The sequence below is a fragment of the Larkinella ripae genome (genome assembly GCF_054780775.1).
The window spans coordinates 411,407-433,290 of sequence record NZ_BAAGVR010000001.1 but is presented as its reverse complement, the minus strand read 5'-3'; the positions used below and the strand labels follow the sequence as shown (position 1 = coordinate 433,290).

Genomic DNA, 21,884 nt, shown 5'->3' with positions numbered 1-21,884 from the left:
TTTCGGTAGCTGACGCCAGCTATCCAGTCCCGATCAGATTCCGTAAACCGTATACTGAAAACCGTATTCTGCTCAAATCGCTTTCTCGACGGCAATAAAATGCGACAGTTCGCCCTGCCGGTTCCGGATCGGGTCGATTTCGATATCACAGAGGTAGGGCGTTCGGTCTTTGCGGTAATTGACCAGCTGGTGATGAATGGGGTGCGCCACCGGGGTGTGGTGGGCCTGAGCCAGGGCGTCCGACAGGAGCCGGACCTGCGCCGGATCGGTGCCGGGGCCTTGCAAAAACCGGGGCGTCTGCCCAACGGCTTCCCGGGATGTATAACCCGTCATGGCAAAAAACCGGTGACTCACCCACAAAATGGATTGGGCCGTATTGGCAACAATAAGCGTAAAACCATCGCGCAGGGCTTTTTCGTAGTTGCGGGTCAGTTGCCAGTCGAACGCGGTGGTGAATTGGGACAACTTCGCCAGTTCGCGCTGATGGTGACGGTCCAGCGCCCGGTCGAGCAGCAGAAATTCGAGACTGGCGGCCGGAGCGGGCCGCGCCGAAACCGAAATTCGCTGCAAATAATCGGCATACGATTGGTTAGTGTGCATGGAACGGTTACGTTGAGTAAGATAGGATGCCGAAAAGATAGTGCGTTTTCGCGGGCTTCCCAAAAATCGTTTATTTCACTTCGAGCACCAGACCCATTGTCCAGCGGAAATCATTGTTTTTGCGCCCCACCGCCACCACGCTTTCGTAGGAGTTCTGCACCATGGTCCGCACGCTGATCAGGGCCGTCAGCCGCATCTGAAACGATACGCTGCCGTTCCACCGCAGGTTGGGCCGGTTGAGAGCCGGTTGCAGAAACGCCGTGTGCGAAACCGAATACCGCCCGTCGTCCCACTGGTATTCGCCGAACACCCGCGTCGAATTCCGCAGCACATTGACATCCTGCACTTCGGCGGTATTGGTGGTGAAATCCGTGTATTCGTACAACAGCACGTTGGTGACGGAAAGATAAGCGTTTTTGCGGCTCAGCAGTTTGTAGCCCACGCCCGCTCCGCCGGTGAGCCGGTTTCGGATTTTACGCAGGTTGCTGATTTCGATGGCTCCAAAACCCAGGTAATAAAACCGCCTTTCGTGGAGGTAGGAAGCCCGGAAATCGCCCAGAAATTCCCGTTCATTCAGCATCTGGTTCTGGCGGCCGTAGGCAAACGAGGGCGTACTGGCAAACCGGAAGAGTCGGCTCACCGCCCAGTCGAACGAACCGCCGACCTGGATGAGCGCCCGGTTGACGTTCCCGGCGGTGATGGTGCCGTCGGCGGTGATTTTGTAGTGAAAACCGGTCGGATCGCTGGCCGCTACGGGGGCGGCTTTGGCGGCTTCTTCCTTTTTCAGCCGGGCGGTCGAGTCGGTTGCGGCTGCCGTATCGGCGGGGATCACGGTTTTTAGGGTATCGGGTTTCACGGTTTGGCCAATCCCGCTGACCGGTAAAAACAGGCACAAAAGAAGGCAGATTCTCCAATAGATCATAGGCAAAAATAGGACGGTTTCTTGTCTATAACCCGCGATGCCGTACATTTGGTCTACGATTGCTACCAAATTGATTGAACCGCCCTCCGAATCGTTAAAATTGATACCAATTGTTATGAACAAAAAACTCCTTACCTATCTTGCCTTGGCGGTTTTCGGTTATTCGCCGGTCATTGCTCAAACCTGGGAATCGGTCGAGTATAAAAACGAGTGCGAAAAGCGGCACGAAAACGCGGCTGCCCTCGTTGGCGACAGCCTGTACGCGATCGGTGGCCGGGGCATGAAACCGCTGGAAGCGCTGAATCTGAAAACCCTGATGTGGAAAAAGCTGCCGACGCCACCGGTGGAAATGAATCACTTTCAGGCGATTAACTACAAAGATGACGTTTACGTGATTGCGGCCTTCGAAGGCAAATACCCGCACGAAACGCCGATTCCGAACATCTATATTTATAGTCCAAAAACCGGCGTCTGGCGGAAAGGACCGGAAATTCCAAAGGAAATCCAGCGCGGTTCGGCGGGCGTGGTGGTCTACAACGACAAGATTTACGTGGTGTGCGGCATCATCGACGGCCATTACGACGGCCACGTTTCGCGCCTGGACGAATACGATCCCAAAACCAACACCTGGAAACAGCTGGCCGATGCCCCCCGCTCCCGCGACCACATCAGCGCGGCCGTGGTGGGCACCAAAATGTACCTGGCGGGCGGACGCCGGTCGTCGGCCAAAACCGGGAAGGTGATCGATACGACCATGCCGGAAGTGGACGTGTACGATTTTAAAACCGGCAAATGGGAAACCCTGCCGACCGAGAGCAATTTCCCGACCTTGCGGGCGGGCAGCACGGCGGTGACCAAAGACAATAAAGTGTGGGTGATCGGGGGCGAAAGCGAGCAATTGAAATCGCACAGCGAAGCCGAAGTTCTGGACCCGAAAACCAACCGCTGGACTTCCGGACCGAAACTGAAGGAAGGTCGGCACGGGACGCAGGCCGTGGTCTACAAAAACCACATTTACATCGTGGCCGGATCGGCGAACCACGGCGGTGGGCCGGAGTTGAATACCGTCGAAGTTTTGAAATAAATGACCGGGATCGGGCCGGAAAACCGGCTGGTCGCGCTTTCACAGGAATGAATCAATCAACTGATCGTTACGCGCAGCGGGGTGTTTCGGCGTCGAAAGAAGACGTTCACAACGCCATTGCGAAACTGGATAAGGGGCTGTTTCCCAAAGCCTTCTGTAAAATTGTACCCGATGCGCTGGCGGGTGACCCGGCCTACTGCACCATCATGCACGCCGATGGGGCGGGCACCAAGTCGTCGCTGGCCTATCTCTACTGGAAAGAAACCGGCGATTTGTCGGTCTGGCGGGGCATTGCGCAGGATGCCGTGGTGATGAACACCGACGACCTGATTTGCGTGGGTTCGGTGGGACCGATGCTGCTTTCGTCCACCATTGGCCGCAATAAAAACCTGATTCCGGGCGAAGTCATTGCCGAAATCATCGACGGAACCGAGGAAGTGCTCGCCATGCTGCGGCAACACGGCATCAACATTTCCAGCACCGGGGGCGAAACCGCCGACGTGGGTGATCTGGTCCGGACGGTGATTGTCGACAGCACGGTGATTGCCCGGATGCGCCGGGCCGATGTAATCAGCAACGACCGGATTCAGGCCGGCGATGTGGTGGTCGGGCTGGCGTCGTTCGGCCAGGCGACCTACGAAAAAACCTACAACGGCGGCATGGGCAGCAACGGGCTGACCTCGGCCCGGCACGACGTTCTGGGGCATTATCTGGCCGACCAATACGCCGAAAGTTTCGACCCGGCCGTGGACCGCAGTCTGGTGTACAGCGGTTCCAAAAAACTCACCGACCCGGTTTCACCGACCGGTTTAAACGTTGGTCAGCTCATTCTTTCGCCCACGCGGACGTACGCGCCCGTGGCCAGGGTGTTGCTGGACGAGTTGCGGAGCCAGATTCACGGCATGGTGCATTGCAGCGGGGGGGCGCAAACCAAAGTGCTGCACTTCATTGATAACCTGCATGTTGTCAAAAATAATCTGTTTCCGATCCCGCCCTTGTTTGAGCTGATTCAGCGGGAAAGCGGCACGGACTGGCAGGAAATGTACAAGGTGTTCAACATGGGCCACCGGCTCGAAATCTATCTGTCCGAAGAAAATTCCCAGCGCGTCATCGACCTTGCCGGCCAGTTCGGCATTGAAGGCCGGGTGATTGGCCACGTCGAAGCGTTCGAAGGCAAGCGGGTAACCGTTCAGAGTGAAGTCGGGACGTTTGTGTATTAACTACCTGCAAACCGTCTCTTGTCTCAAATCTCTTCTCTCATTCTCCACCATGAGTCAGGTCAAAATTTACGGCGTTAACGAACCCTTGCGGGCCATTCGGAATCGACTGTCGGACGTGATTCATGCGTGTGTGGTCGAGGCATTGCAATTTCCGCAGAACAAACGCGCCCACCGGTTTTTGTACCTCAAACCGGAGGATTTTTTCATGCCCGAAGGCCGTTCGGAAAACTACGTAATCCTCGAATTTTTAATGATCGAAGGCCGAACCGTGGAAACGAAAAAGAAACTGATCAACCTGCTTTTTGAGCGAATCAGCGAACAGATCGGCCTGTCGGTCAATGACATTGAAATCTGCATTCTGGAAAGTCCGGCCTACAACTGGGGCTTCCGGGGCAAAACCGGCGATGAAGTGTCGCTTTCCTACAAAATTGATGTGTAGAAGGATACGGTTTTCAGCTTTCGGTTTTCGCCGGGCCGACGCAGATAGTCATAATATCGAATAATGAATGACGAATGTTGAACGCTGAAGGCGTCAATACGGGTCTGGATTGCTTCGGCGACTTTCCACACCGTAAACCATATACCGAAAACTGAAAACCGAAATGACGCTGCATGTGAAAGTCAAACCGGGCAGTAAGGTGGATAAGCTGTTTTACGATGCTGCGGGCCAGGTAAACGCCAAAATCAAAGCCCCGGCGCAGGATGGCAAAGCCAATGCGTATCTGGTCGAGTTTCTGGCGCGGCAGTTTGGACTGGCCAGATCAGCCATTGAAATTACGGCCGGTTTTACCAATCCGCACAAGCGCCTGGAAATCAGCGCCGATGAGAACCGTATCAGTCAGGTTCTGGCGGGTTTGGAAGGCTTTCCGAAAGGAGATTACAAAAATATTGTAGCGCAGCTGTGACTTTCACCGGTTTTTGGTAACTAATCCCCTTGAATCCATCCGTGTTTCGTCCGTGGCCAGGGAATCTCTACAAAACCAGTTTGTGCAGCTCATCGCACTTCACCAAAAGCTGATCCACAGCCTTTGCAGCCTCTATTACCCGCTGCCGGAGGATCGAAAAGATCTGTTTCAGGAAATCGTACTGCAACTCTGGAAGTCGTACCCGACGTTTCAACACCAATCAAAAGTCAGCACCTGGATTTACCGCGTTGCGCTCAACACGGTTTTTGCCCGCATCCGCACCGACAAATCGCGGCCTGAAAAGGAGCGGTATTCGGAACAGACGCACGACATTCCGAGTCCGGCCGAGGACGGAAAGGAAGCGACCCAGGAGCTGTACTGGGCCATCAGTCAATTGCCGGATGTGGACAAGGCGCTGATTTTGTTGTATCTGGAAGAACACAGTTACGACGAAATGGCGCTTATTTTAGGCTTGAGCCGCACTAACGTGAGTACCAAAATTAACCGGATCAAAACCCGGCTTGGCAAACTGCTAAAGAAAGAACTGCTATGAATGGCGACGACTTAAAACCGCTCTGGAACGCCTACAAAAACCGGGTGGGCGAACGGGCCGCGTGGAGCGATGACGAACTGTTGGAGCTGGTCAAAACCGCTCCGCTTCGCTATCCGTGGTACAAACCGTATCAACACGCTGCGCTCAACTTCTGCGTGGGTTTTTTGCTGTTGGGAATTACATCAGGTTGTTAATCAGGAATTAACGTATGCTGGCTTTTATCATCTGGGATATTGATTCCCGCATTCACACGCTGCATCTTTTCGGGGCCGAGTGGCCGATTACCTGGTACGGTTTTTTGTTTGCTGGGGGCTTTTTGGCCGGTCAGTACCTGATGCTGTATCTGTATCGCCGGGAGCAAAAACCGGCTGCCGATGTAGAAATCCTGACGCTGTATGTCGTGCTGGCAACGGTGGTAGGGGCGCGCCTGGGGCATTATCTGTTCTACGAATGGGAGCTGCTGCTGGCTGCTCCCGGGCACTGGCTCCGCTCGATGCTGCGGTTACCGTTCGAGGGCCTGGCCAGCCACGGAGCCACCATCGGAATTTTGCTGGCCCTGGTTCTGTACAGCCGCAAAAAGCGCGATCAACCTTTTCTGTGGGTGGTCGACCGGGTGGTGATTGTCGTTAGTCTGGCGGGGGGCCTGATTCGGCTGGGTAATCTGTTCAATTCCGAAATTTACGGAAAACCGACCGCTTTGCCCTGGGGTTTTGTGTTTGTCCGCGAAACCGACCCGGCGTTGCTGCCCCTCGTGCCCCGGCATCCGACCCAGTTGTACGAATCGCTGTTCTGTTTGTTTCTGCTGGCGCTGACGTTCGGGTTGTGGCAGCGCAAACGGCGTCAACTGGCGGACGGTTTTATAGCCGGTTTGTTCCTTGTTTTGCTGTTCAGCTTCCGGTTTCTGGTGGAATTTTTAAAAACCAATCAGGAGACTTTCGAGAACGGTCTGGCGCTCAACATGGGACAACTGTTGAGCATTCCGGCTATTCTGACCGGCCTGATCATGCTGGCTCATAGCCGGAAAGTCAAGACCGCACTGGTGGCAAATGGCTGAGGGTCGGAGGGTTACGGATTCCATTGTTTCGGCAAACCGAGTTGCCGGGCGTAGAGCCCCGACCCGTGCGAATGAATAAATTCCAGCGCCTGGTTGACATCGGTTTCAAATTCGATGTAATAATCCGGGTCGATTTTCGGGAGTTTCTTCAAAATCGAATCCGCTTTTTTGGCGACAAACGCGCAGGTATTCTGGTTGTGGTGGTTTAAATACGCAAACTGGCTCGGCTGCATCGCGAAGAAAGCCGTCAGCATGTACAGGCTCAGTTCCACTTCGCCGTATTTGTCTTTGGTAATCTTGACATGGTGCGTAATGGCCGAACTCAACGTTCGCATGGCCTTGAGCATCCAGCCGTCGGGGTGGTTGTAATGCCCGTTGGCGGTTTCGGCAATTTTCTCTTTCACGGCCTGCCGCCGTTCCTCGGTGGTCGTTTCTCCTTCGATCAGGACAAAGTGCAGCCGCTCGACCAGGGCTTTGTCTTTGGCAACCAGCCGCAACAGGAGCTTGTCTTTTTCGTTCGCCGGTAATTTCAGAATTTCTTTCTTGAGGTCTTTTTCGATGGCTGCGGGCATTTCCTAATATGTCCTAATTTCACCAAAATTAGGACATATTAGGAAATAAAAAACGTGCAAGGTCTTCAAGACCTTGCACGTTTTTTAGTATTGACTTCCGCGTTTTACAGGAGTTACACCCGCTGAAACGCCACAATCGCGTTATGGCCGCCAAAACCGAACGTATTGCTCATCACCACGTTGACCGGTTTTTGAACCGGTACATTCGGCGTCAGGTTCAGGTTCGGACTGATGCGTTCATCCCGGTTTTGCAGATTGATCGTCGGCGGAATCGTGTTGTTCTGGATCGCCAGAATACCGGCTACGGCTTCGATGGCTCCGGCAGCCCCGAGCAGGTGCCCCGTCATCGACTTGGTGGCGCTGAGGTGCAGCCGTTCGGGATTTTCACCGAATATTTTCTGGATGGCTTGGGATTCGCTGAGATCGCCAATCGGCGTAGACGTCGCGTGAACGTTCAGGTAATCAACCTCTTCCGGTTTTAGATTGGCTTCGCGCAGGGCTTCGGTCATGGCCAGCGTCGCGCCCAGACCTTCCGGGTGGGTGGCCGTCACGTGGTAGGCGTCGGCGGTAGCCCCCGTGCCGACCAGCTCGGCGTAGATTTTGGCCCCCCGCGCTTTGGCGTGTTCGTATTCTTCCAGCACGATGGCGGCTGCGCCCTCACCGAGTACAAACCCGTCGCGGTCGGCGTCGAATGGCCGGGAAGCCGTGGCCGGGTCGTCGTTGCGCTCGGACAAGGCTTTCATGGCGTTAAAACCGCCCACGGCGACTTCGTTGACGACGGCTTCCGAACCACCGGCAATGATGGCGTCGGCCTTGCCCAGCCGGATGTAGTTGAAGGCGTCGATCAGCGCGTGGGTGGCGGAGGCACAGGCCGAAACCGGCGCAAAATTAACCCCCCGAAAACCGTACCGGATCGAAATCAGGCCGGACGCCATGTTGGCAATCATTTTGGTGATAAAAAACGGATTGAAGCGCGGATGGCGGTCGTTGGCGCCGTAGGCAAGCACCTCTTCCTGAAAGCTGTACATCCCGCCGATGCCCGACGCCCAGATCACGCCCACGCGGTTCGGATCCACCTGGTCGCCGACCAAATGCGCATCCTTCACGGCTTCGTCGGCCACCACCAGCGCATACTGGCTGTATTCGTCCATTTTGCGGGCCTCTTTCTTATCGAGAAACTGTAGCACATCGAAACCTTTAACCTCACAGGCAAATTTGGTTTTGAAGTGGGTGGTATCAAACTTGGTGATCAGGGCGGCACCGCTGCGGCCTTGCACCAGCCCGGTCCAGTATGCTTCGACGGTATTGCCGATCGGCGTCAGGGCGCCCAATCCGGTCACAACAACTCTTTTCATGGGGTAGGACGGTTTTAGGCCGTCATTAGGGTATCGTTAAAAGTTAAGCGAATCGTTCGATGGTTCGGTTTCGGCAGTCGGTCAGGAGCTGGCCAGTGCCAAACAATTTAGTCAGCAGCAACGACCCCTGGATTTCGGCAGTTGCCTGCTGCGCCAGTTCCTGCGCTTTTTGTTCCGAATGATTGGTTTGGTAAAGGTGCGCCAGTGCCGTGATCGCGTTGTTGAAATGAACACGCAGCGGTTCTTTGAACTCCTCCGTTACCAGTGCGGTTTCCAGAACCGTGTTCCCCATCAGACAACCGCCCTCCGATTCCGTAACGGTGCTGAACAACGTATCGAGCAACTGCTCCAGACGTTGTTGGGGCGGTTTCATTTCATCGTAAGCAATTGAAAAAAGATGCTTCCGGTTAACCTCATTGGCGTAGAGAAGAACCTCTTTCATCAACACTTCCTTGCTGCTGAAATAATGGTAGAAACTGCCCTTCAGCAAACCGCAGGCCCGCGCCAGATCATCCATCGTGGTCCGGTGGTAGCCCTGCCGTTTAAACACAAGCAGCGCCTTCTTCAGAATCTCTTCCCGCGTGATTTTCTGGATGGGCATGGCGCAAAGCTAAAGTGATAAATTGATTTTACCAAACGTTTGTTTGATAAAAACGGCCTGAACCCGGATTACGCCGATTCAGCCGGGCCGCCGGAGCGGGCCTAACCAGGATGGCTCCGGAATCATTTTTAATCTTTTATATCCTAGTGAATCCTTTAATCCGTGTAATCCGAGTTCAAGACGAATTATCTTTGCAGCATGACTTTACAAAATGACCTGTTGCTGCGGGCGGCCCGTGGCGAAAACGTAGAACGTGTCCCCATCTGGCTGATGCGGCAGGCCGGCCGGATTCTGGCCGAATACCGGGCCGTTCGCGAGCAAGCCGGCAGCTTTATCAAACTGGCAACGACGCCGGAGCTGGCGGCCGAAGTAACCATTCAACCCGTTGATATTCTGGGTGTTGATGCGGCCATTATTTTTTCGGACATTCTGGTGGTGCCGGAAGCGATGGGACTGCCCTACGAAATGATCGAGCAGCGCGGGCCGGTTTTTCCGGAAACGGTCCGGAATCAGCAGCAACTGAAACGCATCAAAACCGCCGATGCCGAAAGCGATCTGGCGTATGTGCTGGAAGCGATCAAGCTGGTGAAAAAAGAGCTCAACAACCGTGTTCCGCTGATCGGTTTTGCGGGGGCGCCGTTCACGATTTTCTGTTACATGACCGAAGGAAAAGGCTCCAAGACGTTCTCGGTAGCCAAGAAACTGCTGTATGCCGACCCGGTTTTTTCGCACACGCTGCTGCAAAAAATCACCGACAGCACGATTGCGTACCTGAAAGCGCAGGTGCGGGCGGGCGCCGATCTGGTCCAGATTTTCGATTCGTGGGCCGGCATTCTGTCGCCCGATCAATACCGCACGTTTTCCCTGCCGTACATCCGGCAGATTTGCGATGCCGTTGCGGAAGCCACAGGCGTGCCGGTGACGGTTTTTGCCAAAGGTGCCTTTTTTGCGCGGCAGGAAATCGGCCAGTTAAACTGCTCGGTGGTGGGGCTGGACTGGAACATGGACGCGGCCGAATCGCGGCAGCTGATTCCCGGCAAAACCTTGCAGGGGAACCTCGATCCGTGTGTGCTCTATGCCGATTACGACCAGATTAAAGTGGAGGTGAAAAAAATGCTCCAGGCCTTTGGCACACAGCGGTATATCGCCAACCTGGGCCACGGCGTGTATCCGGACACGGACCCGCAAAAGGTGCGGTATTTTATCGAAACCGTCAAAGATTACAGGGCATGAGCGATTCGACCAAAAAAGTAGAGGCCTTGTTCAACCGGCATGCCGAAGCCGAAATCGTCTATTTCGATACGGCGGAAGAAGCCATTCAATTTATGGAAAAGGGCCTGAACAGCAAGGAAATCCAGCCCATTGCGGTAACGGTCAATCATAAAGTGGTCTGGCGGTACCACAACAACCGGGGCAAGGTTTATACCGACGATTACATCAAGGAAAGCCGGAAACGGGCTTTGTGACCCGGACCGAACTGCTTAGCCGCCAGCTTTTTAAACAAAAACCGGGTCGTTTGGGTATATAAACAGAAACTCCGCCAGGGAGTTCCGTTTGTGTCTAAACCCAGACGACGTGTATGAAAAAGTTTAAGAAAGGCTCCAGCAACAAAGGATTTTTTGAACGGTTTTCCACCACGGTGGCAAAAGCGACCGGGACTTCGATAGCGTTTGTCATGGCGCTGGCCACCGTCCTGATCTGGGCGCTGTGCGGGCCGCTGTTTGGTTACTCCGCGGGCTGGCAACTGGTGATCAATACCGGCACCACCATTGTGACGTTTCTGATGGTATTTGTCATTCAGAAAGCGCAGAACAAGGAATCGATGTCCGTTCAACTGAAATTGAATGAGCTAATTGCGGCCACCCAGGGCGCCAGTAACCGCCTGATCGACAGCGAAGACCTGAGCGAAGAAGAGCTGGCGGTTCTCTACCAGCACTATTGCACGATGGCCGAAATTACGAAACGTGCCAGCGACCTGCGCAAATCGCATTCGGTGGAAGAAGCGATCAAGGAAACGAAGGAAAAACTGAAAGCGGAATCGAAATCCTGAGGTTCTGGTGGAAACCGGGCTAGTACCGAATGGCGTTGTCGTTGAATTTTTCCATGATGGTTTCCGGATTTGCCAGCTCCGTAAAACCGAATTGCCGGTACAGGCCGTGGGCGTCGCGGGTGGCCAGCAGCCAGCGCCGGATCACCTGCAGGTCGGGGTGTTCCATGATGGTTTCCATGAGCCACTTCGATAAGCCCTGACCCCGGTATGCATCCAGCACGAACACGTTGCCGAGGTACGCAAAAGACGTAAAGTTGGTCAGCACCTGCGCATAACCGATCTGTTTTTCCCCTTCGTACACCCCAAAATGCAGGGTCGAATGGTCGATCTGTCTTTGCAGCGTTTCGCGGCTGATACCGGTGGCCCAGTAGGAGTGATTGGACAGAAAATCGTGAATCACATCAAATTGCAGGCGGGCCGGGTCGGTCGAAATGGTGTAATTGCCCTGTTGTACGTCCATGAGGTTACAGTAAGTGTTCCTGAATAGCTTCGTCTTTCAGCCGTTGTCTATCGATGGGTACGACACCCAGGGATTCGCACACCAAACCGCCCGCCAGGTTCGATAAACCGGCAATGAAGCGGGGCGACAACCCGAGGGCCACGCAACAGGCCGCCACGCTGATAACGGTATCGCCCGCGCCCGACACGTCCGAAATCTGCCGGATGTGGGCCGGACAGCGGTGCTTTTCGCCCTGAAAATCAATGAAAACGCCCTGTTCCGAGAGGGTGATCAATGCACCCTGAAGACTCAGCCGGGCTTTTAACTGGTCGATGGCGGCCTGAAGCTCACCGGGCTGCGAAACGTCAAAATCAATTTTCAACCCTTCCCGGAGTTCCTTTAGATTGGGTTTGAAAAGCGTTGCGTTGTGATAAGCCAGAAAGTTGCGTTTTTTGGGATCAACCACCGTCGGAACGCCCTGCTCGTTGGCAAAAGCCGTGATGTCGGCGATGGCTTCGGGACTTAGCACGCCCTTGTCGTAATCCTGAAAAATAATCACCTGGCAGGTCGGGATCAATTCCTTCGCTTTGGCAATCAAAAGGTTGCGTTCCTGCCCGGTAATGAACTTATCCGTTTCCGTATCGACCCGAACCACCTGCTGCGATCCGGCCATAATCCGTTCCTTGATGGTGGTGATGCGGGAGTCGCTCCGGATCAAACCGTCGCAGTTCAGCCCGCGATCTGTCAGTTGGCCCGCCAGCCGGTCGCCCGGTTCGTCGGTGCCGATGACGGAGCAGATGATGGGTTCGGCGCCGAGTGCCTGCACATTGAGAATCACGTTTCCGGCTCCGCCCAGCCGCAATTCCCGCCGTTGGACGGTTACCACCGGCACCGGTGCTTCCGGCGAAATCCGTTCCACCCGGCCCCAGACGTAGGAGTCGAGCATCACGTCGCCAACAATCAGCACCCGCAGCGCAGTAAACGCGTCAAAAATTTCGTCAATCGATCTGTTTTTGACCGGTTGGGTCATAGGGGTATGGTTTTCGAAATACGGTTTTCGGGATACGGTTTACAGAGTTGTCGAACGAAATCCGAAAACCGTATCCGTTTTATTTCAACAACGGTTTGAGTTTTTCGGTCCAGACCTCGTATCCTTTTGGGGTCATGTGCAAGCTATCGGCGCGGAACAACTCGCCCCGAATCTGCCCGCTCGCATCGAGCATGGGGGTATAAACATCCAGGTATTCCGCCCGCGACTGTTTGGCCAGGTAATTCCTGATGAGTTGATTGGCCTCCATCGTCACCGGCAGGAATTTCCGGCGCGACGGGCTGGGTTTCATCGAAATAAACACCACCGGCGTTCTGGGCAGCGATTTCCGGATGGTGGTAAACAGCGTCACGAAGCGGTCGCACACTTCCTGGGCGGTGGCGGTTCCGCTGGCCACGTCGTTTTCGCCCACGTAAATAATGATTTGTTTCGGTTTGTAGGGGATGATGGCCCGGTCGGCAAAGTGAATCACATCGGGCAGTTTGGAGCCGCCGAAACCACGGTTCAGGATCACTTTGTCCGGAAAGTCGGTTTTCAGGCTTTCCCAGAGCCGGATAGACGAACTGCCCGTGAACAGAATGGCGTCTTTGGGCGGGGGCGTGGTTTTGTCCTGCTCCTCAAACGCCTTGATTTCATTTTCAAACGGAACGGCTTGCTGGGCAACGGAAACAAACGGGATCGCAACGAGTAGGAGGAAGGGCAGGCGTTTTCTCATTGGGAATCAGGTGCTAGGGTTGATAAAATGAATGCACGACTTCGGTTATCCCGATGTCATGACTTTCGATGACGCCGTTTAATGGGCCTGTATGAACATGATGCGGATAGCTGGCAAGCTGTTTGACGTGAGGAGCGTTGTCCCAGCGCCGAATCAAGGTGCCGTCGCTATGTTGCCAATGAAACGAGTACGTCCGGGTCTGTTTGTCCGGGTATTCGCTCGCATATAGCAACGTGTCATTCGTGAGGTGAATTCCCAGTTTGTAATAGAGACTGGACTCGGTCCGGTGGAAAGCAAGCACATCATTCGGACTGACGACCCGCGTATCAGTCAACCACTCGAATAGCTCCATTTCTACATCCTCACTTTTAGTCCGGAGCTCGGCCAGGGCGGTACGGATGGATTGCCATTCGATGAACTCCTCCCACTGACCAAAAACTTCCTTTCCTGCTGATGAAGGTTCTGTTGAAAACCGTCGAAACTTAAGCCGTATTTCAACTGAAGCTGTTGCTCGCGTTCGAGCAGCTCACGTTGTTCGGCTAACAGACTCCGTAAGAGCCATTGACCGACGGATTTTTTACTGATTAACTGCATATTCTTTTTCGTAAGAATGGGTCACAAAAACTGCACAACCGACTCCAGCCCCATACCGCGCGAGCCTTTGATCAAAATTGCCGTGTTTTCAAACGGGTGATCCATGATCCAGTTGTGCAACGAAAACTTGTCGGGGAAATAATACGCTTTCGGCAGCGCCCCCAGCGCATACCGCATGTCCTGTCCGGCCAGAATGACGGTGTCGAACAGGCCCTGCGCAATCAGTTCGCCCAGGGCCGCGTGCTCGGCGGGGCTTTCATCGCCGAGTTCGTACATATCGCCCAGAATCACCACCTTGCGGGCTGCCTCCAGCTTCGTGAAATTCCGGAGGGCCGCAGCCATCGAACTCGGATTGGCGTTGTAAGCGTCCATCCACAGCGTGTTGCTGCCTTTCTGCACGACCTGCGAGCGGTTATTGGTCGGGTTATAAGCCGCCACGGCTTCGTTGGCGTCCTCCGCCGGAACGCCGAAAAACTTCCCGAGGCAGAGCGCAGCCGCAATGTTGTCAAAATTATACTGCCCCGCCAGATGCGTTGTTACTACCTGCCCGGCTTCGTCTTTAAAAACCACCGCCGGATTTTCGGCGATGATTTCGTACTGGTCGGTTAGCTGGTAAAAAACCGCTTCGCGGAAAAGCCGCTCCCGCTGCATGTCCACCAAAACCGGACTCTGGGCATTGACGAAAACCGTACCGCCCGTTTCAGCCAGAAAATCAAACAGCTCGCCCTTGCCTTTTCGGACGCCTTCGACGCCACCGAAGCCTTCCAGGTGCGCTTTTCCGACGTTCGTAATCAGGCCGTGCGTGGGTTGGGCCAGCGAACACAGCAGCCGGATTTCACCCTGGTGGTTGGCGCCCATTTCCACCACCGCCAGTTCGTAGGAATCGTCAATCGCCAGCAAAGTCAGCGGCACGCCAATGTGGTTGTTGAGATTACCCAGCGTGGCATACGTCCGGAATTTTCTGGACAAGACATTCAGAATGAGTTCTTTGGTGGTGGTTTTTCCGTTCGATCCGGTCAGACCGATGACGGGGATGGCAAGGCGGTTTCGGTGGAAGCGGGCCAGCTCCTGCAAAGCCGTCAGGCCGTCTTGGACCGGCAAAAACCGGCTGTCGGTGGCCACATCCGGGTTGTCGACGATGGCGTACCGCGCTCCCTTTTCCAGTGCGTCGTTGGCAAATAAATTTCCGTCGAACTTATCGCCCTTCAGCGCAACATACAGACAACCTTCTGTAATTTTACGGGTATCGGTCGAAACGCCCGTGCATTCGCGGTAGCGATCGTATAATTCAGGAATGGAAATCACCATTTTCCGGCAGGAAGTAAACCAACGTTATGAATCTGTTCGTTATCCATTAACCGCACGTCATCTAAAAGTTCGGTTGGCAGACGGCAGTTAATTGGCCAAAGTTACATGAAAAAGCTGTTTACCATACTTTGTTTCCTGATTCTTCACCGCGCCCAGGCCCAAACCGGCACCGGAACGTTTTCGTTTCGGTACGAAGCCGGAGCCCCCGTTCGGATCGCCGGTCGGGAGCTGAGCAATCCGTGGGCGGGCGGTCTCAACGGGGTGCAATATTCCACGATTCACCTCAATACCGACACCATTCCCGATCTGGTTGCCTACGACCGGCAAACCAGCCGAATCATGACGTTTGTGGCTGAAAAACAGGCCGATGCGCGCTACGGCTGGCGGTATGCCCCGCAGTACGAAGAGCAGTTTCCGGCCATCACCTTCGGCACCTGGATGCTGCTGGTCGATTTTGACCACGACGGAAAAAAAGACCTTTTTACGCACACCAACGGCGGCCTGCGGATTTTGCAGAATACCGGCACGAACGGCCGTTTGTCCTGGAAAACCATCGCCGACCCGGTTTATCACGAAGGGCTTTCCGGCACGCTGAACCTCTATATCAATTCGGTGGATATTCCGGCGATTCTGGATGCCGACGGCGACGGCGACATCGATATTCTGACCTACGACATCAACGGCGGAACGGCGAACCTCTACCAGAACATGAGCGTCGAGCGGAAAAAAGACCCGAACGGGCTGGATTTCAAACGCATCGGTTTTTGCTGGGGGAATTTCAAAAGCGACGACCATTGCGACGAATTTCTGTTTGGGCTGGATTGCGTCTACGTCGGCAACGGAACGGAACCGGAAGGCAATAATTCGGGCGCGCGGGTGATGCACAACGGGAATTCCATGCTGGTGATCGATATCGACGGCGACGGCAACAAAGACCTGCTGACGGCCCACGTCACCTGTCCGAGTGTTTCGCTGCTGCCCAACGTCGGCGGCAATGGCGCTGCGACCCGGTTTACCAATTTTACAAGCCGGTTTCCGGCCACGAACCCGATTTCGTTCGATGTTTTTCCGGCGCTCTACTCCGAAGACCTTGACTTTGACGGCGTTAAAGACCTCGTTGCCTCGCCTAACACCTACGGCAACGAAGGCAACCTGATCGACTTCCGGGCATCCAACTGGTTTTACCGGAATGCCGGTACAGACAAACTGCCCAATTTTCAGTTCGGGACCAAAAGCTTTTTGCAGGAAGATATGATCGACCTGGGTGAAGGAGCCACCCCGGTTTTGGTGGATCTCGACGGCGACGGCGACCTGGATCTGCTGGTTGGCAACGCGGGCGTCCGCGGAACGACCGGTTACCGGGCCAGCATTGCGCAGTTCGAAAATACGGGCACGAAAGCAAAACCGGCGTTTGAACTCCGCACCACGGATTACCTGAAACTTTCCGAAAAATTTCAGCTAACCGAATTAAAACTTGCCGTTGCCGACATCGACGGGAACGGCAGCCTTGACCTGGTTTTTACCGGGAACTCCATCAACCGCGCGCCCGAAATCCGTTACCTTCTGAATACGGCCGCCCGGGGCGCGGCTTTTCAGCTCGATGCGGGCCGGGTGCAGCAATTCCCGACTCCCGACCGGCTGGGCATTCTCGACATGCCAGCCTGGTATGATGTCGATCGCGACGGAAAAACCGATTTGCTGATCGGTAAACAAAGCGGTTCCATCGAATATCACCGCAATACGGGCACGGCGACCGCACCCAAATACGAGTTGCAGCAGCAGAATTACGGACAGATCACGGGCGGTTCGAGCAGTCCGTCGATTGTGGTGACTGATTTCAACGGCGATCTACGCCCCGAACTGCTGACCGGCACCCGCGACGGCCTGCTGAAACTCTACCAACTGCCCGAGCAACCCGGCGACAGGATGCTGGTGCTCGATTCGACGCTGGTGATCAATGCGTTGACCCAAACGGCGGATCAGGCCAGCCCCGGCAGCAATCTGGCGCTTACGGCGGCCGATCTGGACGGCGATGGACTGGCCGACGTGCTGGCCGGAACCAGTGCCGGCGGGGTTCGCTACCTGCGGAATACTTCGGAAAAAGTGCTCGTGACGGGCACGGAAGAAAAAACGAAAAAACCGTGGGTGTATCCCAGCCCGACCGACCGGTTTTTACGGGTCAAATCGCCCAACAACGGCGTGGTCCAGGTGGTGAATCTGCACGGGCAATCCGTGACAAGCCCGCTCAGTGTGCAGGCGCATACCGAAGCCACGATTGACCTGGGAGGCTTGTCGGTCGGGGTTTACCTGGTGCGATTGCTGCGCGACGGTCAGCCCGTTCGATACCAGAAAGTTCTCCTGTCGAAATAAGAGCGGGTGATTCATTACTTTTGCCCATCGCTACATCAAACATCGTATGCTTGTTTTTGTAAATACGCCCTTAACCGGTCCTGACAAAGCCTATTTCCGCGAAAAATTACCGGCGGAGTACGAGGTGATCTTCAAAAAAGACCTTCCCGAAAACGAGCAGCCGGCCGCTTTTCGGCGCGCCGACCTGGTGCTGGGTAATCCGCCCGCGGCCTGGTTTGCGGAAGGCAACAGCCTGAAATGGTGGCAGCTGGATTCGGCGGGTTTTGATGGCTACAAAAATCTTCACCTGAGCGTTCCGGTGACCAATATGGGCGATTATTTCGCCTGGCCCTGCGCCGAAACCATCGTGGCCGGCATCATCGGTTTTTACCGCGACATTCACGGACTGGCGGTTTTGCAAACCCAGAAAAAATGGGTGGGTGTGCCGCTGCGGTTCAAACTGGGGCTACTCAAAAACAAAAAAGTGGTGATTCTGGGGTCGGGAACCATCGGGCAGGCGGTTCGGCAAATGCTGACCGGTTTTCAGTGTAACGTGAAATTTCTGGCCCGGACCAATCCGGAAGCCGAACTCCACACGCCCGACGAATTAAAAGCCGCCTTGCCCGAAACGGATCTGGTGGTCAATTGTTTACCGGGAACGGCGAAAGGCTTTTTTTCCGCTGAACTGATCGACGCCATGAAACCGGGTAGTCTGTACGCTAACATTGGCCGGGGCAGCACCACCGACGAAAAAGCCCTGATTGTGGCCCTGGAACGCGGTCATCTGGCCGGGGCGGTTCTGGACGTTACCGAAGTGGAACCGCTGCCGGTTGATAATCCGCTGTGGACCATGTCTAACGTCATTCTGACCCAGCATACGGGCGGGGGACAGGCTACCGAAGATCAGGGCAAAATGGATTTGTTTCTGCAAAACCTGGAGCGGTTTCGGGCCGAAAAACCGCTTGAAAATCAGGTTGATCTGGCAAAAGGGTACTGATATGAAAAAACTCTTCCTGTGGCTGCTGCTCTGCACTTCGGTGTGTTTCGGCCAAACCTTAACGAATCCGTTGCTGCCCTCCGGCGCCGACCCGTGGAGTATTCACAAAGACGGTTTTTATTACTACACCAATTCGACGGGCCGGAACCTGACCCTCTGGAAAACCCAATCGCTGGCTGATCTGAAAACCGCCGAAACGAAAGTGGTCTGGACACCGCCCCCGACGGGTCCCTATTCCAGGAATATCTGGGCGCCCGAACTGCATTTCATCAACGGAAAATGGTACCTGATTTTTGCGGCTGACGACGGCCGAAACCGCAACCACCGGCTCTGGGTGCTCGAAAACGAAGCCGCCGACCCGTTGCAGGGCACCTGGACCATGAAAGGCCAGATTAAAACGCCCGACGATAAATGGGCCATCGACGGTTCCGTGTTCGAGTACAAAGGCCAGCTTTATCTGGTCTGGTCGGGCTGGGAGGGCGACGAAAACGGCGAGCAGGACATCTACCTCTGCCAGTTGGAAAACCCGTGGACCGCCGTTGGTCAGCGCGTCAAAATCTCCTCACCGACCTACGCCTGGGAAGTTGATGGCAAGATTCCCAAACCGGGTCCGGACGACAAACCCGTGGTGCTGGTCAACGAAGGGCCGCAGCCGCTGGTAAAAGGCAACCGCCTGTTTGTGGTTTTTTCGGCGAGTGGATGCTGGACGGATAGCTACGCGCTGGGGATGATTTATGTCGATGGCGACAAAGACCTAATGAAGTCCCAAAACTGGACGAAGCTCGAAAAACCGGTTTTTAAGGCCAGCAACGTGTCGGGAACGCACGCAGCCGGGCATAACTCCTTTTTCAAGTCGCCCGACGGCACCGAAGACTGGATTCTGTACCACGCCAATCCGGAAACGGGGCAGGGTTGTGGCGGAAACCGCTCCCCACGGGCGCAGAAGTTTACCTGGACCGCCGACGGCATGCCGCAGTTTGGCGACCCGCTGCCGCTGAACACGACCATCGCGGCTCCGAAGTAAGCGACTCACGGTTTCAAGTCGTGAACAGCCGCGATAGAAAAGAAAGGCATCGGTATGGGAACCGTCGATCCAATAAAATTCTTGGTCAGAAGCGCAGGAATAAAGAGCGGAAACGTGATTGGCTTGTGGCTGCTGATTGGTTTCAGTACCGCAGTTTATGCGCAGGATAGTCTGTCTAACTCCCAAAAAGGACACCATCGCTATTGGATCAGCGCAGGGGTTGGTCCGGTCATCAGTCAATATCATCCACCCGGACTTCCGGCGGTTTCTTTTGGGCCCCGATCCACATGGCCTTCTCTCCGGAAATTCGTACGAAAAACTGACGGATTCAAAACCCGGCATCCCAATCGAAGCGCGCTATATCTTTCCCTTTCAAGGATTTAGCCTGGGCTTAACGATTTATGGTGCTGTCAACAACGGGCATTCCTACGGGGGCGCCAATCTGTCGTTTTGCTTCGGAAGAATGAACTAAAGCTCGTCAACAGCCGCCTTCGGTCAAACCGAATAGGGCGTAATCAACGCATCGACGTAACACCACAGCCAGTTTTCGCCGGCTTCGGCCGAGGCAATCACCGGGTGGCCGGTCTGGTGGAAATGCTGCGTTGCGTGCTGGTTGACGGAAGTGTCGCAGCAGTGGGTTTTTCCGCAGGTCTGGCAGGTCCGCAGGTGCACCCACGCAGCGCCGGTTTTGATGCATTCTTCGCACACCGCCGGTTGATCGGGTAGCTTCACGGTTTCAACCTCATTCAGGTGGGCACAACTTTTTCGTTTCAGCATCGCTTTTTTAGGTTTCCGCCAGGTATTTGTGAACAAAACTAACCGCCATCGCGCCCTCACCAACCGCCGAAGCGACGCGGTTCATGGCCCCGGCCCGCACGTCACCGGCGGCAAAAATACCGGCGCTGCACGTTTCGAGCAAAAACGGATCGCGGTCTAATTTCCAAAATTCTTTATAGTCGCTGTATTTCGCCAGATCACGCCCGGTTTCGATAAAGCCTTTGCCGTCTTTGATGATGTTTACCTCAATCCAGTCGGTATACGGTTTGGTGCCGATGAAAATAAACAGGGCGCTGGCCTGGACTTTCCGGTTTTCGCGGGTGTTCAGATCCTGCAACACCAGGCATTCGAGGTGCGACTCGCCCAGCCCTTCCACCACGCTGGTGCAGGGCAAAACGTGGATGTTCGGCGTGTTTTCAATCTGATCAATCAGGTACTGCGACATGGTAGCCGTCAGGTCGGGCCGCCGGATGAGGATGTACACCTCGGAAGCCGTTCGCGAAAGATACATGGCGCCCTGACCCGCCGAATTTCCTCCGCCTACGATGTAAACCGGTTTTTCCTTGAACGCGTACGCTTCGGTGGTGGCCGCTCCGTAATAAACGCCCGCGCCGGTCAGTCGCTCCAGGCCGGGGCAATCCAGCTGGTGGTAGGAGACGCCCGTGCTCAGCAGAATACTCCGGGCCACCACCTCGGTGCCGTCGCTGAATTCGATGTGCTTGTACTGCCCTTTCGGTTTGATGGCCACCACCTCCTGCGGAGCCAGAAATTCGACGCCGAAGCGGGTGGCCTGCGTAATGGCGCGCCGGGTGAGTTCGGCCCCGCTCAGGCCCGACGGAAAACCAAGGTAATTCTCAATCCGTGAGCTGGTTCCGGCCTGACCACCCGGTGCGCGCTTGTCGATCAGAATGGTACGCAGCCCTTCCGAACCGGCATAAACCGCGGCTGCCAGCCCCGCCGGGCCCGCGCCAACAATCGCCAGGTCGTACAGCGATTGGGCGGCTTTCGGACTGAGGCCCAACTTCTTGCCAACGTCCTGCATCGACGGCTGTTTCAAAACCGTACCGTCTTCCATCAAAACGATGGGCAGATCTTTGGCATCGATGGCATGCAGCTCGGCCAGCTTCCGGGCTTCCGGATTCGTTTCCATGTCCAGCCACTGGTACGGAAACAGGTTGCCCGCCAGAAAATCCTTCAGGTCGTGCGTCTGGGGCGAAAACTGGTACCCGATGAGCGTCAGTCCTTCAAAGGGCGCGCGGTAGCTCGATTGCCAGTCGGTCAGCAGTTCATCCAGAACCGGGTACAGTTTTTCCGTCGGCGGGTCCCAGGGTTTGTTCAGGTAATAATCCAGCTGCACGTCGTTGATGGCCCGAATCGCGGCTTCAATGTCGGAATAGGCCGTCAGCAGCACGGTTTTGGCGTTAGGGTACGTTTTTCGGGCCTTTAGCAGAAAATCGACCCCGAGCATATCGGGCATCCGCTGGTCGGACAGAAACAGCGCCACTTCCTCGTTCTGCTTCTTCAGCTCCACCAGGGTTTCGAGCGCTTCGTTGGCCGAGGTGGTCGTCAGAATCTTGTAATTTTTCCGGTATTGCTGCCTTAGATCCCGCTGGATGGCCTGCAAAACCGCCCGGTCGTCGTCGATGGCCAGGATGATGGGTGGTTTCATTTTTTTGAGAGGAAAGGTGGGAGAGCAGGAAGGGAATAAAGGAGAGGA

General features: G+C 55.1%; 25 protein-coding genes. 13 read left to right on the top strand and 12 right to left on the bottom strand.

Translation table 11 applies throughout. From position 1 onward, the window contains the following. Positions 1 to 72: 72 nt before the first annotated feature. Together ACYVHX_RS01910 and ACYVHX_RS01905 are read right to left on the bottom strand one after the other, a co-directional pair. Positions 73 to 600, bottom strand: coding sequence for a PAS domain-containing protein (locus tag ACYVHX_RS01910; protein ID WP_460669898.1), 528 nt, complete (start codon positions 598 to 600; stop codon positions 73 to 75). 70 nt (positions 601 to 670) lie between these two features. Next, entirely contained in the window at positions 671 to 1,522 is an 852-nt protein-coding gene (locus tag ACYVHX_RS01905; RefSeq protein ID WP_460669897.1) for a DUF481 domain-containing protein, read from the bottom strand. 115 nt (positions 1,523 to 1,637) lie between these two features. Here ACYVHX_RS01905 and ACYVHX_RS01900 point away from each other — a divergent pair, with 115 nt between their 5' ends. From ACYVHX_RS01900 to lgt, 7 genes are all read left to right on the top strand, one after another. Beyond that, entirely contained in the window at positions 1,638 to 2,606 is a 969-nt protein-coding gene (locus tag ACYVHX_RS01900) for a Kelch repeat-containing protein (RefSeq protein ID WP_460669896.1), read from the top strand. Positions 2,607 to 2,653: 47 nt separating this feature from the next. After that, entirely contained in the window at positions 2,654 to 3,826 is a 1,173-nt protein-coding gene (locus ACYVHX_RS01895; RefSeq protein WP_460669895.1) for an AIR synthase related protein, read from the top strand. Between the two features lie 49 nt (positions 3,827 to 3,875). Further along, complete coding sequence (locus ACYVHX_RS01890; RefSeq protein WP_460669894.1) at positions 3,876 to 4,265, top strand: tautomerase family protein; 390 nt, start codon at positions 3,876 to 3,878, stop codon at positions 4,263 to 4,265. A 163-nt stretch (positions 4,266 to 4,428) separates the two neighbouring features. Next, positions 4,429 to 4,731 (top strand): DUF167 domain-containing protein, encoded by a 303-nt coding sequence (locus ACYVHX_RS01885; RefSeq protein WP_460669893.1) that lies wholly within the window; start codon positions 4,429 to 4,431, stop codon positions 4,729 to 4,731. 82 nt (positions 4,732 to 4,813) lie between these two features. Beyond that, entirely contained in the window at positions 4,814 to 5,284 is a 471-nt protein-coding gene (locus tag ACYVHX_RS01880) for an RNA polymerase sigma factor (protein ID WP_460669892.1), read from the top strand. Then, positions 5,281 to 5,478, top strand: a complete 198-nt coding sequence (locus ACYVHX_RS01875) for a hypothetical protein (protein ID WP_460669891.1) — start codon at positions 5,281 to 5,283, stop codon at positions 5,476 to 5,478. Before ACYVHX_RS01880 ends, ACYVHX_RS01875 begins: the two co-directional genes overlap by 4 nt. Positions 5,479 to 5,492: 14 nt before the next feature. Next, positions 5,493 to 6,338: a prolipoprotein diacylglyceryl transferase gene (gene lgt / locus ACYVHX_RS01870; RefSeq protein WP_460669890.1), complete on the top strand. Its 846-nt coding sequence runs from the start codon at positions 5,493 to 5,495 to the stop codon at positions 6,336 to 6,338. 11 nt (positions 6,339 to 6,349) lie between these two features. Here lgt and ACYVHX_RS01865 read toward each other — a convergent pair whose 3' ends face one another. The 3 genes from ACYVHX_RS01865 to ACYVHX_RS01855 all read right to left on the bottom strand — a co-directional run bounded on the left by ACYVHX_RS01865 (position 6,350) and on the right by ACYVHX_RS01855 (position 8,866). Beyond that, a complete protein-coding gene (locus tag ACYVHX_RS01865) occupies positions 6,350 to 6,910 on the bottom strand; it encodes a hypothetical protein (protein WP_460669889.1) in 561 nt (186 codons plus the stop codon). 113 nt (positions 6,911 to 7,023) lie between these two features. Continuing rightward, complete coding sequence (fabF, locus tag ACYVHX_RS01860) at positions 7,024 to 8,265, bottom strand: beta-ketoacyl-ACP synthase II (protein ID WP_460669888.1); 1,242 nt, start codon at positions 8,263 to 8,265, stop codon at positions 7,024 to 7,026. Between the two features lie 43 nt (positions 8,266 to 8,308). Continuing rightward, on the bottom strand, positions 8,309 to 8,866 hold the full coding sequence (locus ACYVHX_RS01855; protein ID WP_460669887.1) for a TetR/AcrR family transcriptional regulator: 558 nt from the start codon (positions 8,864 to 8,866) through the stop codon (positions 8,309 to 8,311). A 198-nt stretch (positions 8,867 to 9,064) separates the two neighbouring features. Between ACYVHX_RS01855 and hemE the strand changes: the two genes are divergently transcribed. The 3 genes from hemE (at position 9,065) to ACYVHX_RS01840 (ending at position 10,916) form a co-directional block, all read left to right on the top strand. Next, entirely contained in the window at positions 9,065 to 10,099 is a 1,035-nt protein-coding gene (gene hemE, locus ACYVHX_RS01850) for a uroporphyrinogen decarboxylase (RefSeq protein ID WP_460669886.1), read from the top strand. Next, a complete protein-coding gene (locus ACYVHX_RS01845) occupies positions 10,096 to 10,332 on the top strand; it encodes a hypothetical protein (protein WP_460669885.1) in 237 nt (78 codons plus the stop codon). Before hemE ends, ACYVHX_RS01845 begins: the two co-directional genes overlap by 4 nt. A gap of 113 nt (positions 10,333 to 10,445) precedes the next feature. Continuing rightward, positions 10,446 to 10,916, top strand: a complete 471-nt coding sequence (locus tag ACYVHX_RS01840) for a low affinity iron permease family protein (protein ID WP_460669884.1) — start codon at positions 10,446 to 10,448, stop codon at positions 10,914 to 10,916. 19 nt (positions 10,917 to 10,935) lie between these two features. Here the strand turns inward: ACYVHX_RS01840 and ACYVHX_RS01835 are convergent, their stop codons facing one another. The 5 genes from ACYVHX_RS01835 to ACYVHX_RS01815 form a co-directional block, all read right to left on the bottom strand. Further along, on the bottom strand, positions 10,936 to 11,376 hold the full coding sequence (locus ACYVHX_RS01835) for a GNAT family N-acetyltransferase (protein ID WP_460669883.1): 441 nt from the start codon (positions 11,374 to 11,376) through the stop codon (positions 10,936 to 10,938). Between the two features lie 4 nt (positions 11,377 to 11,380). Continuing rightward, complete coding sequence (locus ACYVHX_RS01830; RefSeq protein ID WP_460669882.1) at positions 11,381 to 12,385, bottom strand: bifunctional heptose 7-phosphate kinase/heptose 1-phosphate adenyltransferase; 1,005 nt, start codon at positions 12,383 to 12,385, stop codon at positions 11,381 to 11,383. A 79-nt stretch (positions 12,386 to 12,464) separates the two neighbouring features. Further along, the gene (locus ACYVHX_RS01825; protein ID WP_460669881.1) at positions 12,465 to 13,118 is read right to left on the bottom strand and encodes an SGNH/GDSL hydrolase family protein; all 654 of its coding nucleotides are present in this window, start codon (positions 13,116 to 13,118) and stop codon (positions 12,465 to 12,467) included. A gap of 13 nt (positions 13,119 to 13,131) precedes the next feature. After that, positions 13,132 to 13,470, bottom strand: coding sequence for a toxin-antitoxin system TumE family protein (locus ACYVHX_RS01820; RefSeq protein ID WP_460669880.1), 339 nt, complete (start codon positions 13,468 to 13,470; stop codon positions 13,132 to 13,134). Between the two features lie 263 nt (positions 13,471 to 13,733). After that, a complete protein-coding gene (locus ACYVHX_RS01815) occupies positions 13,734 to 15,020 on the bottom strand; it encodes a UDP-N-acetylmuramoyl-tripeptide--D-alanyl-D-alanine ligase (RefSeq protein ID WP_460669879.1) in 1,287 nt (428 codons plus the stop codon). A gap of 105 nt (positions 15,021 to 15,125) precedes the next feature. On the opposite strand from ACYVHX_RS01815, the gene ACYVHX_RS01810 reads away from it, so the two are divergent. Genes ACYVHX_RS01810 through ACYVHX_RS01800 form a run of 3 tightly spaced genes read left to right on the top strand, consistent with a single transcriptional unit; the run spans position 15,126 to position 19,390 of the window. Then, on the top strand, positions 15,126 to 17,390 hold the full coding sequence (locus tag ACYVHX_RS01810; protein WP_460669878.1) for an FG-GAP-like repeat-containing protein: 2,265 nt from the start codon (positions 15,126 to 15,128) through the stop codon (positions 17,388 to 17,390). Between the two features lie 46 nt (positions 17,391 to 17,436). After that, positions 17,437 to 18,366 (top strand): D-2-hydroxyacid dehydrogenase, encoded by a 930-nt coding sequence (locus tag ACYVHX_RS01805; protein WP_460669877.1) that lies wholly within the window; start codon positions 17,437 to 17,439, stop codon positions 18,364 to 18,366. Between the two features lies 1 nt (position 18,367). Continuing rightward, on the top strand, positions 18,368 to 19,390 hold the full coding sequence (locus ACYVHX_RS01800) for a glycoside hydrolase family 43 protein (protein WP_460669876.1): 1,023 nt from the start codon (positions 18,368 to 18,370) through the stop codon (positions 19,388 to 19,390). Positions 19,391 to 19,885: 495 nt separating this feature from the next. Here ACYVHX_RS01800 and ACYVHX_RS01795 read toward each other — a convergent pair whose 3' ends face one another. Both ACYVHX_RS01795 and ACYVHX_RS01790 read right to left on the bottom strand, forming a co-directional pair. After that, positions 19,886 to 20,167, bottom strand: coding sequence for a UBP-type zinc finger domain-containing protein (locus tag ACYVHX_RS01795; protein WP_460669875.1), 282 nt, complete (start codon positions 20,165 to 20,167; stop codon positions 19,886 to 19,888). A 7-nt stretch (positions 20,168 to 20,174) separates the two neighbouring features. After that, a complete protein-coding gene (locus tag ACYVHX_RS01790; protein ID WP_460669874.1) occupies positions 20,175 to 21,836 on the bottom strand; it encodes an NAD(P)/FAD-dependent oxidoreductase in 1,662 nt (553 codons plus the stop codon). Positions 21,837 to 21,884: the final 48 nt, after the last annotated feature.

Excerpts from the sequence above, each read along its gene's own strand:
- ACYVHX_RS01910 (WP_460669898.1), bottom strand. The coding sequence starts at position 600 with ATGCACACTAACCAATCGTATGCCGATTATTTGCAGCGAATTTCGGTT.
- ACYVHX_RS01905 (WP_460669897.1), bottom strand. The coding sequence starts at position 1,522 with ATGATCTATTGGAGAATCTGCCTTCTTTTGTGCCTGTTTTTACCGGTC.
- ACYVHX_RS01900 (WP_460669896.1), top strand. The coding sequence starts at position 1,638 with ATGAACAAAAAACTCCTTACCTATCTTGCCTTGGCGGTTTTCGGTTAT.
- ACYVHX_RS01895 (WP_460669895.1), top strand. The coding sequence starts at position 2,654 with ATGAATCAATCAACTGATCGTTACGCGCAGCGGGGTGTTTCGGCGTCG.
- ACYVHX_RS01890 (WP_460669894.1), top strand. The coding sequence starts at position 3,876 with ATGAGTCAGGTCAAAATTTACGGCGTTAACGAACCCTTGCGGGCCATT.
- ACYVHX_RS01885 (WP_460669893.1), top strand. The coding sequence starts at position 4,429 with ATGACGCTGCATGTGAAAGTCAAACCGGGCAGTAAGGTGGATAAGCTG.
- ACYVHX_RS01875 (WP_460669891.1), top strand. The coding sequence starts at position 5,281 with ATGAATGGCGACGACTTAAAACCGCTCTGGAACGCCTACAAAAACCGG.
- lgt (WP_460669890.1), top strand. The coding sequence starts at position 5,493 with ATGCTGGCTTTTATCATCTGGGATATTGATTCCCGCATTCACACGCTG.
- ACYVHX_RS01865 (WP_460669889.1), bottom strand. The coding sequence starts at position 6,910 with ATGCCCGCAGCCATCGAAAAAGACCTCAAGAAAGAAATTCTGAAATTA.
- fabF (WP_460669888.1), bottom strand. The coding sequence starts at position 8,265 with ATGAAAAGAGTTGTTGTGACCGGATTGGGCGCCCTGACGCCGATCGGC.
- ACYVHX_RS01855 (WP_460669887.1), bottom strand. The coding sequence starts at position 8,866 with ATGCCCATCCAGAAAATCACGCGGGAAGAGATTCTGAAGAAGGCGCTG.
- hemE (WP_460669886.1), top strand. The coding sequence starts at position 9,065 with ATGACTTTACAAAATGACCTGTTGCTGCGGGCGGCCCGTGGCGAAAAC.
- ACYVHX_RS01845 (WP_460669885.1), top strand. The coding sequence starts at position 10,096 with ATGAGCGATTCGACCAAAAAAGTAGAGGCCTTGTTCAACCGGCATGCC.
- ACYVHX_RS01840 (WP_460669884.1), top strand. The coding sequence starts at position 10,446 with ATGAAAAAGTTTAAGAAAGGCTCCAGCAACAAAGGATTTTTTGAACGG.
- ACYVHX_RS01835 (WP_460669883.1), bottom strand. The coding sequence starts at position 11,376 with ATGGACGTACAACAGGGCAATTACACCATTTCGACCGACCCGGCCCGC.
- ACYVHX_RS01830 (WP_460669882.1), bottom strand. The coding sequence starts at position 12,385 with ATGACCCAACCGGTCAAAAACAGATCGATTGACGAAATTTTTGACGCG.
- ACYVHX_RS01825 (WP_460669881.1), bottom strand. The coding sequence starts at position 13,118 with ATGAGAAAACGCCTGCCCTTCCTCCTACTCGTTGCGATCCCGTTTGTT.
- ACYVHX_RS01820 (WP_460669880.1), bottom strand. The coding sequence starts at position 13,470 with ATGGAGCTATTCGAGTGGTTGACTGATACGCGGGTCGTCAGTCCGAAT.
- ACYVHX_RS01815 (WP_460669879.1), bottom strand. The coding sequence starts at position 15,020 with ATGGTGATTTCCATTCCTGAATTATACGATCGCTACCGCGAATGCACG.
- ACYVHX_RS01810 (WP_460669878.1), top strand. The coding sequence starts at position 15,126 with ATGAAAAAGCTGTTTACCATACTTTGTTTCCTGATTCTTCACCGCGCC.
- ACYVHX_RS01805 (WP_460669877.1), top strand. The coding sequence starts at position 17,437 with ATGCTTGTTTTTGTAAATACGCCCTTAACCGGTCCTGACAAAGCCTAT.
- ACYVHX_RS01800 (WP_460669876.1), top strand. The coding sequence starts at position 18,368 with ATGAAAAAACTCTTCCTGTGGCTGCTGCTCTGCACTTCGGTGTGTTTC.
- ACYVHX_RS01795 (WP_460669875.1), bottom strand. The coding sequence starts at position 20,167 with ATGCTGAAACGAAAAAGTTGTGCCCACCTGAATGAGGTTGAAACCGTG.
- ACYVHX_RS01790 (WP_460669874.1), bottom strand. The coding sequence starts at position 21,836 with ATGAAACCACCCATCATCCTGGCCATCGACGACGACCGGGCGGTTTTG.